The organism is Thiobacillus sp. (assembly GCF_024708915.1).
In genome coordinates this window covers 16,434-29,825 of sequence record NZ_JANJXQ010000043.1, presented here as the reverse complement: position 1 = coordinate 29,825, position 13,392 = coordinate 16,434, and the positions used below count along the sequence as shown (strand labels likewise).

Annotated in this window: 11 protein-coding genes; 6 read left to right on the top strand and 5 right to left on the bottom strand. The window is 59.1% G+C overall.

Annotated features, from left to right (window positions below):
• From Q0L94_RS03440 to pgl, 6 genes are all read left to right on the top strand, one after another.
• A partial coding sequence (locus Q0L94_RS03440; RefSeq protein ID WP_296750091.1) for a thiazole synthase occupies positions 1–652 on the top strand: 652 nt, incomplete at its 5' end.
• A 2-nt stretch (positions 653–654) separates the two neighbouring features.
• On the top strand, positions 655–1,338 hold the full coding sequence (gene trmB, locus Q0L94_RS03435; RefSeq protein WP_296750089.1) for a tRNA (guanosine(46)-N7)-methyltransferase TrmB: 684 nt from the start codon (positions 655–657) through the stop codon (positions 1,336–1,338).
• A gap of 34 nt (positions 1,339–1,372) precedes the next feature.
• A complete protein-coding gene (locus tag Q0L94_RS03430) occupies positions 1,373–2,008 on the top strand; it encodes a MarC family protein (protein WP_296750087.1) in 636 nt (211 codons plus the stop codon).
• A 65-nt stretch (positions 2,009–2,073) separates the two neighbouring features.
• Positions 2,074–3,051, top strand: a complete 978-nt coding sequence (gene gnd / locus Q0L94_RS03425) for a phosphogluconate dehydrogenase (NAD(+)-dependent, decarboxylating) (RefSeq protein WP_366799152.1) — start codon at positions 2,074–2,076, stop codon at positions 3,049–3,051.
• Positions 3,048–4,526 (top strand): glucose-6-phosphate dehydrogenase, encoded by a 1,479-nt coding sequence (gene zwf / locus Q0L94_RS03420; RefSeq protein ID WP_296750083.1) that lies wholly within the window; start codon positions 3,048–3,050, stop codon positions 4,524–4,526. Before gnd ends, zwf begins: the two co-directional genes overlap by 4 nt.
• Entirely contained in the window at positions 4,526–5,218 is a 693-nt protein-coding gene (gene pgl, locus Q0L94_RS03415; RefSeq protein ID WP_296750081.1) for a 6-phosphogluconolactonase, read from the top strand. The genes zwf and pgl overlap by 1 nt, the downstream gene beginning before the upstream one ends.
• A gap of 114 nt (positions 5,219–5,332) precedes the next feature.
• On the opposite strand, the gene Q0L94_RS03410 is transcribed toward pgl, so the two are convergent.
• The 5 genes from Q0L94_RS03410 to Q0L94_RS03390 form a co-directional block, all read right to left on the bottom strand.
• A complete protein-coding gene (locus Q0L94_RS03410; RefSeq protein ID WP_296750079.1) occupies positions 5,333–8,431 on the bottom strand; it encodes a type I restriction endonuclease subunit R in 3,099 nt (1,032 codons plus the stop codon).
• Positions 8,428–9,636, bottom strand: a complete 1,209-nt coding sequence (locus Q0L94_RS03405) for an AAA family ATPase (RefSeq protein WP_296750077.1) — start codon at positions 9,634–9,636, stop codon at positions 8,428–8,430. The genes Q0L94_RS03410 and Q0L94_RS03405 overlap by 4 nt, the downstream gene beginning before the upstream one ends.
• A gap of 1 nt (position 9,637) precedes the next feature.
• Positions 9,638–10,909, bottom strand: a complete 1,272-nt coding sequence (locus tag Q0L94_RS03400) for a restriction endonuclease subunit S (RefSeq protein WP_296750076.1) — start codon at positions 10,907–10,909, stop codon at positions 9,638–9,640.
• Positions 10,906–11,757, bottom strand: a complete 852-nt coding sequence (locus tag Q0L94_RS03395) for a BRO family protein (protein WP_296750074.1) — start codon at positions 11,755–11,757, stop codon at positions 10,906–10,908. The genes Q0L94_RS03400 and Q0L94_RS03395 overlap by 4 nt, the downstream gene beginning before the upstream one ends.
• A gap of 61 nt (positions 11,758–11,818) precedes the next feature.
• Positions 11,819–13,384 carry a type I restriction-modification system subunit M gene (locus Q0L94_RS03390; RefSeq protein WP_296750072.1) on the bottom strand — a complete coding sequence of 522 codons (1,566 nt, stop codon included), beginning with the start codon at positions 13,382–13,384 and terminating at the stop codon, positions 11,819–11,821.
• Positions 13,385–13,392 lie beyond the last annotated feature (8 nt).

Genomic DNA, 13,392 nt, shown 5'->3' with positions numbered 1-13,392 from the left:
GGACGCCGGCCAGCCGAGCCTGCTCGATGCGCTGCCGCCGTCGCAATACACCTACCTGCCCAACACCGCGGGCTGCTATACCGCCGACGACGCGATCCGCACGCTGCGCCTGGCGCGCGAACTGCTCGACGGCCACAGCCTGGTCAAGCTGGAGGTGCTGGGCGACGCCGAATCGCTGTATCCCAATGTGGCGGAAACGCTGAAAGCGGCCGAGGTGCTGGTAAAGGACGGCTTCCAGGTGATGGTCTACACCTCCGACGATCCCATCGCGGCGAAGCAGCTGGAAGACATCGGCTGCGTCGCGGTGATGCCGCTGGCGAGCCTGATCGGTTCCGGCATGGGCATCCTCAACCCGTGGAATCTGCAGATCATCATCGACCGCCTGTCGGTTCCGGTGATCGTCGACGCCGGCGTCGGCACCGCCAGCGACGCCGCCATCGCGATGGAGCTCGGCTGCGACGCGGTGCTGATGAACACGGCGATCGCCGGCGCCGGCAACCCGGTGCTGATGGCTTCGGCGATGAAGAAGGCGGTGGAAGCCGGGCGCGAGGCCTTCCTCGCCGGACGCATGCCGAAGAAAATTTATAAAGCCAGTCCCAGTTCGCCGACCAGCGGCCTCATTACTGAAAACAGAAGCGCGGGCAGCAAATAAGCATGACGACCGACACCGGCGCGCATCCGCGCATCCGCTCCTATGTGCTGCGCGCCGGCCGCGTCGGTTCCGGCCAGGCGCGTGCGCTGGCCGAAATCGGGCCGCAGTTCATGCTGCCGTACCAGCCTGCTGCGCTCGGTCTCGACGCCGCCTTCGGCCGTCATGCCCCGCACATCCTGGAAATCGGTTTCGGCATGGGCGAGGGGCTGGCCGAGATTGCCGCTGCCCGCCCGGAAAACGACTACCTCGGTGTCGAGGTGCATACGCCGGGCGTCGGCGCGCTGCTGAAGCAGATCGGCGAACGCGGCCTCACCAATGTGCGCGTCGTCCAGCACGACGCCGTCGAGGTGCTGACCCGCATGCTGGCGCCGGCCAGCCTCGCGGGTATTCATATCTTCTTCCCCGATCCCTGGCACAAGAAGCGCCACCACAAGCGCCGCCTGATCCAGCCGCCGCTGGTGCAATTGCTGGCCAGCCGCCTGCAGCCGGGCGGCTACATCCATCTGGCCACCGACTGGCAGGACTACGCCGAGCAGATGCTCGCAGTTCTTTCCGCCGAACCGCTGCTCGCCAACACCGTGGCGGATTACGCGCCGCGCCCCGATACCCGCCCGCTCACCAAGTTCGAGCAGCGCGGTATCCGCCTCGGGCACGGGGTGTGGGATCTGCTGTTCCGCCGGCTTTAAAAATCCGCCTTGTCATGCGGCTATGATGCCGGCAATGGATATTCTCGAACTCGCCAAGTCGGCACTTGCGTTGTTTGCCATCGTCGATCCGATCGGCGTCATCCCGATTTTCCTCCTCGCCACGCAGGGCCACACGCTTGCGCAGAGCCACGCGGCGGCGCGCATCGCGGCGTTGACGGTGCTGGGGGTGCTGACGCTGTTCGCCTTTGTGGGCGAGCCTTTGTTGAGTTTTCTCGGCATCCGCCTCGCCGCGTTCTCGGTGGCGGGCGGCTTGCTGCTGCTGTTGCTGGCCCTGTCGATGGTGCAGGCGCATGTCAGCCCGCAGCGGCAGACGCAGGACGAGGCGATGGAGGTGGAAGAGAAGGAGGCGGTCGGCGTGGTACCGCTGGGCGTGCCGTTGCTGGCCGGGCCGGGCGCGATCACCCACGTCATCGTGGCGGCGGGCGCAGCGCAGGGCAACGTGCTGCATCAGGCCGCCCAGCTGATTCCGGTGGCGCTGGTGGCCCTGTCGGTGTGGCTGGCGTTTCGCGCCGCGCCAATGATCGCGCGGCGGCTGGGCAAGACCGGGATCCACGTCGTCACGCGCCTGATGGGTCTGATCATCGCGGCGATTTCGATCGAGATGATCGCGAGCGGACTGGGTGAATTGTTCCCTGGCTTGCTGGCCTGATCGCTGCGGGCGCAGCGGCAAGCAGCACGCCTTGCGCAATCCGCCTGCCGCCGGCACGTCCTATCATGCATTCAGCGCCGGCGCGACAATCGCGCCAGGCAGGCATTCATCCGAACAAGGAGCAAAGCATGGAATTCGGACTCGTCGGACTCGGCCGCATGGGCGGCAACATGGCGCGGCGGCTGGCGCGCAAGGGCATCAAGATTGCGCTCAACAACCGCAGTCATGAAGTGAGCTCGGCCATCGCGGCAGAAACCGGCCATCTCGCCTGCGCCACCCTGGCCGAGCTGGTCGCGGCATTGCAGGCCCCGCGCATCGTCTGGCTGATGCTGCCTGCCGGCGAGGCCAGCGAGACGGCGCTGACGGCGCTGCAGCCCCTGTTGAGCCCCGGCGATCTGGTGGTCGACGGCGCCAATGCCTACTACAAGGACGACCAGCGCCATGCCGAGATGCTGGCGGCGCAGCAGATCGATTACGCCGATGCCGGCGTCTCCGGCGGCGTGTGGGGGCTGGACAACGGCTACTGCATCATGTTCGGCGGCAGCGACGCCGCGGCCGCACGCCTCAAGCCCTACATGGAAGCACTGGCGCCCACGCCCACTACCGGCTGGCTGCATACCGGGCCGGTCGGCTCCGGCCACTTCGTCAAGATGGTTCACAACGGCATCGAGTACGGCATGATGCAGGCCTTCGCCGAAGGTTTTGCGCTGATGCAGAACAAAGCCGGCTTCGATCTGCAACTGGACGAGATCGCCGAGTTGTGGCGGCACGGCAGCGTGGTGCGTTCGTGGCTGCTGGATCTGACGGCGGACTTCCTGGCGCAGGATCAGACGCTGGAAACCATCCAGCCGTTCGTTGCCGACTCGGGCGAGGGACGCTGGACCGCACTGGAAGCGGTGGAACAGGGCATTCCCACCCCGGTGATGTCGCTGGCCTTGATGATGCGCTTTGCCAGCCAGGGCAAAAACGATTACGCAGCAAAAATGCTCGCCAAGATGCGCCAGGGATTCGGCGGCCACGCGATCAAGGAGGGCGGCAAATGACCGGCCTGGAAGACTCGCTGCCATGCACCTTCGTCATCTTCGGCGCCACCGGCAATCTGGCCACCAACAAACTGCTGCCTGCGCTGTATCACCTGGAGGCGTCGGCCCGCCTGTCTGAATCGCTCAACATCGTGGCGTTTTCGCGCCGCCCCTGGAGCGACGACGAATGGCGCAAATACATGCGCGAGATACTTCCCGGCAAGATCAAGGGCAAGCACGATACGCCGGTGTTCGAGCGCTTCATCGCCCGCTTCACTTATCAGCAGGGCGACCTCAACGACCCCGCTTCGTACCAGGCGCTGGCCCACCGCCTGCCTCCCGAAGAAGCCTGTTCGAGCACGGTGTTCTATCTCGCCATCAAGCCGGCGGAGTTTTCCGCAGTGATCCACAACCTCGAAGCCGTCGGCCTCAACAAGCCGCGCGGCCTCAATCGCGTGGTGATCGAAAAGCCCTTCGGCGAGGACATCGAGTCGGCGCGCATGCTGAATCAGCTGCTGCACCAGCATTTCGACGAGGAGCAGATCTACCGCATCGACCATTTTCTGGGCAAGGAGACGGTGCAGAACCTGCTCGTCTTCCGCTTCGCCAACACCCTGATCGAGCCTTTGTGGAACCGCAACTTCATCGACCACGTGCAGATCACCGTGGCCGAGTCGATCGGCATCGAACGGCGCGCCGATTACTACGACCGCGCCGGCGCGCTGCGCGACATGCTGCAGAACCACCTGATGCAACTGCTCACCGTCGTCGCCATGGAGCCGCCGGCCGCACTCGAAGCCGATGCCATGCACGACGAAAAGGTGAAAGTGCTGCGCTCGATCCGTCCGATCAGCAAGCGCGCGGTGCACGCGCACGCGATTCGTGCGCAATACGCGCGCGGGATGATCGACGGCAAGACCGTGCCAGGCTACCAGCAGGAGGAAAACATCGAGCCGAACTCCGCCACCGAAACCTTCGTCGCCGCCAAGTTCTACATCGACAACTGGCGCTGGCGCGGGGTGCCGTTCTATCTGCGCACCGGCAAGCGCATGCCGCACCAGACCTCGATGATCGCGCTGCGCTTCCGCCATCCGCCGCAACAGCTGTTCCGCGAAACCCCGCTCGAAACGATCGATCCCAACTGGATCCTGCTGTCGATCCAGCCCGACGAGTCGATGCGCATGGAAATCCACGTCAAGCAGCCCGGCCTCGACATGGACACGCGGCTGATGCAGATGAACGCGAGCTTCCTCAAGACCGACGAGCAGACGCTCGACGCCTACGAGACCCTGCTGCTTGACGTCATCGAGGGCGACCGTTCGCTGTTCCTGCGCTTCGACGAGGTCGAGTGGGCGTGGCGCGTGGTCGACCCCATCCTCAAATACTGGACGATCGAGCGCGAATACATCCCGACCTATCCCGCAGGCAGCTGGGGGCCGCCCGATGCCAACCGTCTGTTCGACAGCGACGACCAGGTCTGGCGCAACGAGCTGTGATGGCGACCCAGTGGCGGGTGTTTGCCGATAGCGCTGCGCTGGTGCGGGCGCTGGCCGACGCGCTGTGCGCCGAGGCCGCAGCGGCGATCGCCGCGCGCGGCGCGTTCCACCTGGTGCTGGCCGGTGGCACCACCCCGCGCGCGCTGTATGCCGAGCTGGCGCGCCGCGGCGTGGGTGACGCACGCTGGCACATCTGGTACGGCGACGAGCGCTGCCTGGCGGCCGATCATCCCGAGCGCAACAGCGCCATGGCCGAGGCCGCCTGGCTCGCGGCATCGAATATCCCTGAAGCGCAACGCTGGCCGATTCCCGCCGAGCATGGCGCCAGCGAAGCCGCAGCGGTGTATGCGGACTGGCTGGCGCGCGTGGGCGATTTCGACGTCGCGCTGCTCGGCATGGGCGAGGACGGCCACACCGCGAGTCTTTTTCCGGGCCGCGACTGGGAGACGGCGGCGGACAGCCCGGATACGCTGGCCGTGTTCGATGCGCCGAAGCCGCCGCCCGAGCGCGTGAGTCTGTCGGCAGCGCGGCTGAACCGCAGTCGGCGTGTGTGGTTTGTCGTTACGGGTGCAGGCAAACGCGAAGCGCTGCTGCGCTGGAGACAGGGTGCGAAGCTGCCGGTGTCCGGGGTGCAGGGCGGGCTGGAAACCGTAGCCTGGCTGGATCAGGCAGCCTGGTCGACAGAGAAATAACCCGCTGTCTTGAACCAGCCCTTAGCGGATCATCCGATAGGGCTACGGGAATGCTTGGTGTCCCGATATTGGAGTCGATGACGACAGTTGCCGCTGACTCCGGCAACAATCCCGTTAAACCTGCCCGCCAACCCCTTTGAATTTCTCGACAAAAGCAACGACTTTCTGGAACACGCTTTGTTTTTTGGTCAGATATTGCGGGTTCAACGGGCTCATTTTGGGCAGAATGGCATTGAGATCAGTGCCATTGTCACTGGCAAATTCCCGCTTGAGCGAGGTGGCGATATAACGCCTGGCCGCCTCGGCATTCAGGTTTTCGGCGCTGATCAAATCCTGCGCCTCACGCTGCTGTTCCGCTTGGGCAAAGGCGAAGAAGGCGTCAATCACACTGGCCTTGTCGCCAATCGGGTCCAGATCGGTCTGATTGATGAAATCGACCAGCAAGCTCTCTTTGGCGCGGTTGCCCAGGCTGGCGCGAATCACCCGGCGCACTTCATCTACCAGGTCTGATTTGCTTTTTGTTTTCTTGTTGTGCTCAAAAATCAGCTCCAGGATGTAATCCAGATTGATTTCCTGCGATTTGAGCAGATCCACCTCAAAGACCACGTCATCCCATTCGATGGTGGACTTTCCCTTCTCGGCGGAAGATTTTTCCCGGCGCAGCCAGTCGCGCACATCGTTATAGGTCGAACGGTAATCCTGGATTTTCCGTTCAGTCGGCACTTTGATGGCTTGGAGTGCGACCAGATCGTCATCGCTCAAATAGTGCCTGGCCTTGAAGGCCTCAACCGCCGCCGCGTCGTCCAAATCGAGATCTTGCAAGGCCTTCAGGCTGCCGAATTCGTCATAGTTCTGTAGGACGTTCTCCACGCGCAAATACTCGCCAAACAGCTTGGCAAAGGCCTTTTTGTCGAACTCTTTTTCAATGGCAGAGGGATCGGGAAAACGCTGCTCCAGTTCCTTCGTCACCTCTACAAAGCCACGCCGCGCTTCACCGGTGGCCACATCGGTGAAGCCTTCCATGTATTCTTCGTAGCTCTTCTCCAGCACCACGTTCTTGGTGTTCTTGTCGCCGAACAGGGTGATGGCGTCGATGGTCGCCTGCTCCAGATCGCGGAAGGTAACGATATTGCCGAAGGTTTTGGTGGCGTCGAAAATGCGGTTGGTGCGCGAGTAGGCCTGCATCAACCCGTGGTAGCGCAGGTTCTTGTCGACAAACAAGGTGTTCAGGGTGGGGGCATCAAAGCCGGTCAGGAACATGCCCACCACAATCAACAGGTCGACTTCCTTGGCTTTGACCTGTTTGGCCAGATCGCGGTAATAGTTTTGAAAGCCGTTGCTATCCACACTGAAGTTGGTTTTGAACTGCGCGTTGTAGTCAGCGATGGCCGCGCTCAAAAACTCCTTGGCGCTGCTGTTCATGGCAGACACATCAAAACTCTCGTCCTGAATGTCGCCGACCGCATCCTGCTCTTCGTTGGCCGCAAACGAGAAGATGGTGGCCACCCTCAACGGCTTGTCGCCGCCATTCTGCAACTCCCGGAACGACTCATAGTACAGCTTGGCGGCGTCCACGCTGCTGACCGCGAACATGGCGTTGAAACCCATATTGCTCGCTTGCAGGCGGTGGGTTTTTTGGCGGAAATTATTCAGAATGTACTGGGTGATCTCGCGGATGCGGTCGGGGTGCAACAAGGCCTGCTTGTTTTCCGCCGCGCTGAGTTTCTTCTCATCCTGCTCGGTTTCAATGGCCTTGAACTGCGGTCGCACGTCGTTGTAATCCACCTTGAACTTCAGCACCTTTTCATCGCGAATCGCGTCGGTGATGACATAAGAATGCAGTTCGCGCCCAAACACGCTGGCAGTGGTTTCTGCGCCCAGCGCGTTTTCCGGAAAAATCGGTGTACCGGTAAAGCCAAACTGATAGAACTTCTTGAACTTCTTCTTCAGGTTTTTCTGTGCTTCACCAAACTGGCTGCGGTGACATTCATCGAAAATGAACACCACCTGCTTGCCGTAGATGGGCAAGTCGGCTTCGCTCTTCATCAGGTTGTTGAGCTTCTGGATGGTGGTGACGACGATCTTGTTGTCGTCTTTCTCCAGGTTGCGCTTCAGGCCAGCCGTGCTGTCCGAGCCATTCACGCTATCCGGTGAAAAGCGCTGATATTCCTTCATGGTCTGGTAATCCAGATCCTTGCGATCCACCACGAAGAACACCTTGTCGATGAAATTCAGCTCAGTGGCGAGACGCGCCGCCTTGAAACTGGTCAGGGTCTTGCCCGAACCGGTGGTATGCCAGATAAAGCCACCGCCCTCAAGCTGGCGCCAGTTCTTTGCCTGATACGCGCTGTTAATCTTCCGCAGAATTCGTTCCGTGGCGGCAATCTGGTAAGGGCGCATCACCAGCAGCGTGTTGCTGACATCAAATACTGAGTAGTGCAGCAGCACATTGAGCAGGGTGTGCTTCTGGAAGAAGGTGGCGGTAAAGTCTTTCAGATCCTTGATCAGACTGTTATCCGCCTTCGCCCAGTTCATGGTGAAGTCGAAACTGTTCTTGTTGCGCTGGGTGGTGTTGGCGAAATAACGGCTGTCGGTGCCGTTGGAGATCACAAACAGCTGCAGATACTTGAACAGGGAATGCTCGCTGTTGAAGCTCTCCTTGCTGTAGCGATGTACCTGATTGAAGGCTTCACGGATCGCCACGCCGCGCTTCTTCAGCTCTACCTGTACCAGCGGCAGTCCATTAACCAGAATCGTCACGTCGTAGCGGTTGGCGTGACTGCCGGCCTGCTCAAACTGCCTGATCACCTGCACCTTGTTGCGGGCGATGTTCTTCTTGTCCAGCAGGGTGATGTTCTGGATACGCCCGTCGTCGAAGACGAAATCGTGGATATAGTCGTCGTGAATCTTGCGGGTTTTCTCGACGATGCCGTCGCTAGGTTTGTCCAGAAAGGTTTCGGCAAAACGCAGCCACTCGCCATCTGCAAACTGCACGTTGTTGAGTGTTTGCAGTTGCACGCGCACATTGGCCAGCAAGGTCTCCGGCGTATTCAGGCCGGGCAGGTATTCGTAGCCCTGATTCTGCAAATCCTGAATGAACTCGCGCTCCAGATCGCCTTCGCTCTGGTAGCTTTCCGCGACCTTCCATTCCTGGGTGTATTTATCCAGAACGATGAAGTTCTTTGATTCGGCGATGGGGCTGTATTCGATCATGTGGTTTTTTCCTGCCAAAATCGATGGCGCTCGACAATGTGCTTGACCAGATTTTCCAGAACCTGTTTCTCTTCTGGTTTCAGTGGCGACACTTCTTCGGCGGCGTGCTTCGAATGGCTTGAGAAGTTCACAATTCGCTTTGCGTACGGGTTGGGCAAGCCGTCGTCTGTTTGCGGCAGAAGGTGTTCCCACCTTTTGTACCCGAGAAATGTTGCCGTCTTTTCGAGAATATTCCGGAGCAGATTGAAGTGGTATTTTTCGATCTGCCCACTTTTTATGGCTTCCTCAAGCTGCGATATCAGGTGCAGGTGATATGAAAAAGGAGAATCGTTTGGCTGCTCTGATAGATTGAGACTGCCATCACCATTTTTCTCCAATCGTGACTTGCTGAACCATTTTGACTTCCAGCTGTAGCGCTCGGATTTTTCATCGCTACCAAACTCGTTGCAAAGCACATTGAAGAAAAGTGGGTTGTGCGTCGTGATAATGAACTTGACACTGGATTCGTTTGATTTGACCAGTTGCGCCAAGTCCACGGCCAACTGAATCAGGTGGTTGTCATCCAGAGAGCTAACCGGATCATCAATGAACACATATTCCAGTTGGTTGAATTGGTCGGTTTCTCGATCACTAGGCTCGGCAACATTGAGAACGCCGATCACTTGTTCAAGCAGCGCGTAGAAAATACTCCAGATAAAGTTGCTTTCTTCGCCCTTGGAGATTTTCAGGCTTCCCGAATGCGTCGTATCGCCACGCTCCATCGTGAAGGTAACTTCCGAGAAGGCTTTGATAGTGATCTGTTTATCGCCTTCGTCTTTTTTTGTGCGCGCTGCATTGAAGTGTGGCGTCAGCTTGTCGTTGGTATAACGCTGAAAGGTCGTGATGACGTTCATGTCCTGACCTTGATCCTTCAGCACCCAATCCGTGAAGGTATTGGGCTGAATCCTCAGCTTATGCTCAGCATCTTCTTCCAGATCGTTATCCCAATAAAACAAGTCTTCAGTGAGGGCGTTGTAATACAGGATCTTGTTGCGCGACAACTCAGGTTGGTCGGCGTCTTCATCGCCATCGATTTTCGGTGCAATCAGCTGCTTGAACTCCCGCGACAGACGAGTCTTGCCTGTGCCGTTGAAGGCATAGATCAACTGCACCTTTTTATCGGCGTTTCTCAGTTGCTGGGCGATTTCGGTCAGCGTCTTTCCCATGCTATGCCGTGGCCTCCAGCTCCGCGAAGCTTAATAGCTTGTCCCGGTAGTGTTCGTATTGCTGGCGACGGGCCTTGATTTCAGCGGGCAGGCCGGAGGACAGGTCGTTCACCAGCGTGTCGAATTTGTCGAGGATAGAGACGATATGCTCCTGTTCTTCCGGCGACGGAATGGCGATCGTGTATTTCATGACCATCGCCTTATCGCCACGAGGCATCTTCCCGCCCTTCGCGTGCTGCGCGTCATACGTGAAGAAATCATCCGAAGCCAGTGAGTGATACAGAAAGCGCGGTTTGATCGCTGCCTTGGCTTCGTCCTTGATGCGGATGACCAAAACATCTTGATTGGTGCCGCCTGCTGAATCGGCAAGCCAAATCTTTTTGAGATATGGGCGAATGTTCCCGACCAAGATGTCATTGGCTTCATAGCCGATAGAAGCTCCAGATGTCGGCACATAACTTGAGCCCACTTTGCCGCGCATATCGGGAAGTAGGTTATCCACGCCGACATAGGAGCCCGCATCCAATCCTGTGGATGAAATTCGTGTAGTTGCGTAGGTTGCAATGTCACTCAAGGTCGTTATCCTTGCTTGCTTGCTTGCTTGCTTGCTTGCTTGCTTGCTTGCTTGCTTGCTTGCGTCAGCGTCCGTGCGTTCGCCGAATGTCAGAAGCGCGTCGCGGTAATACTTGTACTGCCGCCGACGCGCCTCCAGCTCCGCCTCCAGCTCCGCCTCCAGCTGGGTGAAAGTGTCAAGCACCTTCACGATTTCGCGTTGGATTTCGAGCGGTGGCACCGGAATCCTGATCTTTGCAAGGCTGTCACCGGAAATGCGCCGTACCTTGGTGCCGGTGATGTGCCGCGTTTTCTGCGAATGAAACGGCTCTGTTTGGAAGAAGTACGCCGCGTACTTTGGTTCAAGTGAGTGTCTGTAGATGTAGGCGTCACCGCTCACTGCAATTTCGTTGTCACCAACCCAAGCTACGGCTTTCGCTACCGCCGCATCGTCCTCGCTCGTGGTGGCAATCACCAGATCGCCGGGACGTGCTTTGCGCAACTTGCGTGCCATCGTTTCCGTGACAAACGATTTGGTATGGGCCGTCCAGACTCCGTAAATGGTATGAATCTGCCCGTAGTGGATTGCGCCAACACCCGCGTCAGTGAGGTCGCTTTTTTGCAGGCCGTTGCCACGGATGAATTCGCCTACATCGCCTAGCCCGAGATGCTCCACCCCCTCCGGACAAAGCTGCGCAATCAACTCGTCAATCCGGCTCATTGCTTCTTCCCCTTCAGTTGCTTCGTGCCGAGCGTTTTCGCGTTCAATTGGCTCACCACGGGCTTGCCCGTGCTTTTTTCCAGTTGCAGGCGGGCGGCCTTGGCGGTTTGCGCGCCTTCGGCGGCCACCTCGGCACTCTCATTCAGCCCCTGCGGATTGCGCACCAGCGATATGTCGGTGGCGGCCACTTCGGCCAGCATGTTCAGCACCAGTTCGGTGTTGGTCATGTTGTCGCGCAGGTTTTCTTTTTTCAGCCCTTTGTGCTGCTTGTATTCGCGGGTGGAAAGGCCGCTCCAGACGCGGCTCATCAGGTCGGTGAGCGCGGCGTATTCCTGGCCCCGCTGCACGCCGGCTTTGTCCCACTCATCGGTCAGCGCCTTGCGCACTTCGATGGACTTGATGCGCTGGTTGATCCAGTTTTCGCTGTAGCCGAGGCGGCGGTAATTTTGAATGGCCCGTTCGATGGACAGTTCCGGGTCCACCGTTTCGTCCAGCCGTTCACTGCCCACCTGCGCCAGCCACAGTTTGAAAGGTTCGGCGCGCTTGCTGGGGATGGACTGGATCAGGCGCAGGATTTGTTCGGTGTCGGCTACGTCGGTTTTATAGCGTTTGCCGTCGGCGGCGACCAGTTTGAGTTGGTGAGTGGCGCTAACCAACTGACTGCCTTCGGCAATCAGTTTGTTTTTCAGCCACTTCCAATAGTTCCTGACCTTCTTGTAGTCTGCCTGATCGGTGAGGATGGCGATGATGTCCAGCGCCGAGAACCACCATTTCTCGTTGTCCGCGTCCCATTCGGCGCGTACCTGATGCGCGTCGAAAAGTTTGACCTTGCTGCTTTCGTCCGTCATGGCTGCTCCATCCCAGTCGAAGCTGTCGGAATTCCCGGCAGCTTGCCTGCGGGCTTTTCACTCATGCGTCCTCTCCTTCCAGATCGGCCACGATGGCGTCAATGGCGGTGCGCAGTTCCGCCTGCCGCGCCACGATACGGGCGATGTTGGCGTTGAGCTGCTGGATGTCTATCACTTCGCGGGTGTCTTCCTGCTCCACATAGCTTGAGACGGACAGGTTGTAGCCGTTTTCGGCCACTGTCTCGAACGGCACGGACCGGGCGAAGTGGTCGACATCGGCCTTGCTGTCGAACGCCTGCATGATTTGTTCGATGTGCGCGTCCAGCAGCACGTTGTTGTTGGTTTCTTTCTTGAACAGGCCGCTGGCGTCGATGAACTGGGTGGCAGTGTCGGTTTTGTGTTTGGACAGCACCAGAATATTGACCGCAATCGTGGTGCCGAAGAACAGGTTGGGCGCGAGCGAAATCACGGTTTCGACGTAGTTGTTGTCCACCAGGTACTGACGGATTTTCTGCTCGGCTCCACCCCGGTAGAAGATGCCGGGGAAGCAGACGATGGCGGCGCGGCCTTTGCTGGAAAGGTAGCCCAGCGCGTGCAGCACAAAGGCAAAGTCGGCTTTGGACTTGGGTGCGAGTACGCCCGCCGGGGCAAAGCGTTCGTCGTTGATCAGCGTGGGGTCGTCGCTGCCTATCCACTTTACCGAATACGGCGGGTTGGAGACGATGGCATCGAAGGGTTTGTCGTCGCCGAAGTGCGGGTCGATCAGGGTGTTGCCGAGCTGGATGTTGAACTTGTCGTAGTTGATGCTGTGCAAGAACATGTTCATCCGCGCCAGGTTGTAGGTGGTGTGGTTGATTTCTTGCCCGAAGAAGCCTTCTTCAATGACATGCGCATCGAAGTGTTTTTTGGCTTGCAGCAGCAGCGAGCCCGAGCCGCAGGCCGGGTCGTAAATCTTGTTGACGCTGGTTTGCTTGTGCATGGCCAGTTGCGCAATCAGCTTGGACACATGCTGCGGGGTGAAGAACTCGCCGCCGGATTTGCCGGCATTGGCGGCGTAGTTGGAGATGAGGAATTCGTAGGCATCGCCAAACAGGTCGATGTGGCTGGCGTCGCTCTTTCCATAAAAATCATGGCCGAAATCCAGCTCGGCCACGCCTTTGAGTACGGCCGCCAGGCGGGCGTTTTTGTCTTTGACGGTGTTGCCGAGGCGGTTGCTGGTGGTGTCGAAATCGGCAAACAGGCCTTTGATGTCGTGCTCGGAGGGGTAGCCGTTGGCCGAGGCTTCGATGGCGGCAAAGAGGGCGGCCAGATCGGCATTCAGGCTTTCGTTGGTGTTGGCGCCGGCAGCGACCTTGGCAAACAGCTGGCTGGGGTAGATGAAATAGCCCTTGGTCTTGATGGCGTCGTCTTTGATCTCCGGGGTGATGACGCTGTCGGGCAGCTCGGCATAGTTGACGCTGTCGTCACCGCCCTCGATGTAGCTGGCGAAGTTTTCGCTGATGAAGCGGTAGAACAGGGTGCCGAGCACGTATTGCTTGAAATCCCAGCCATCGACCGCGCCACGCACATCGTTGGCGATTTGCCAGATTCGGCGTTGCAGTTCGGCGCGTTGCTGGGTGCTGGTCATGGGGGTGT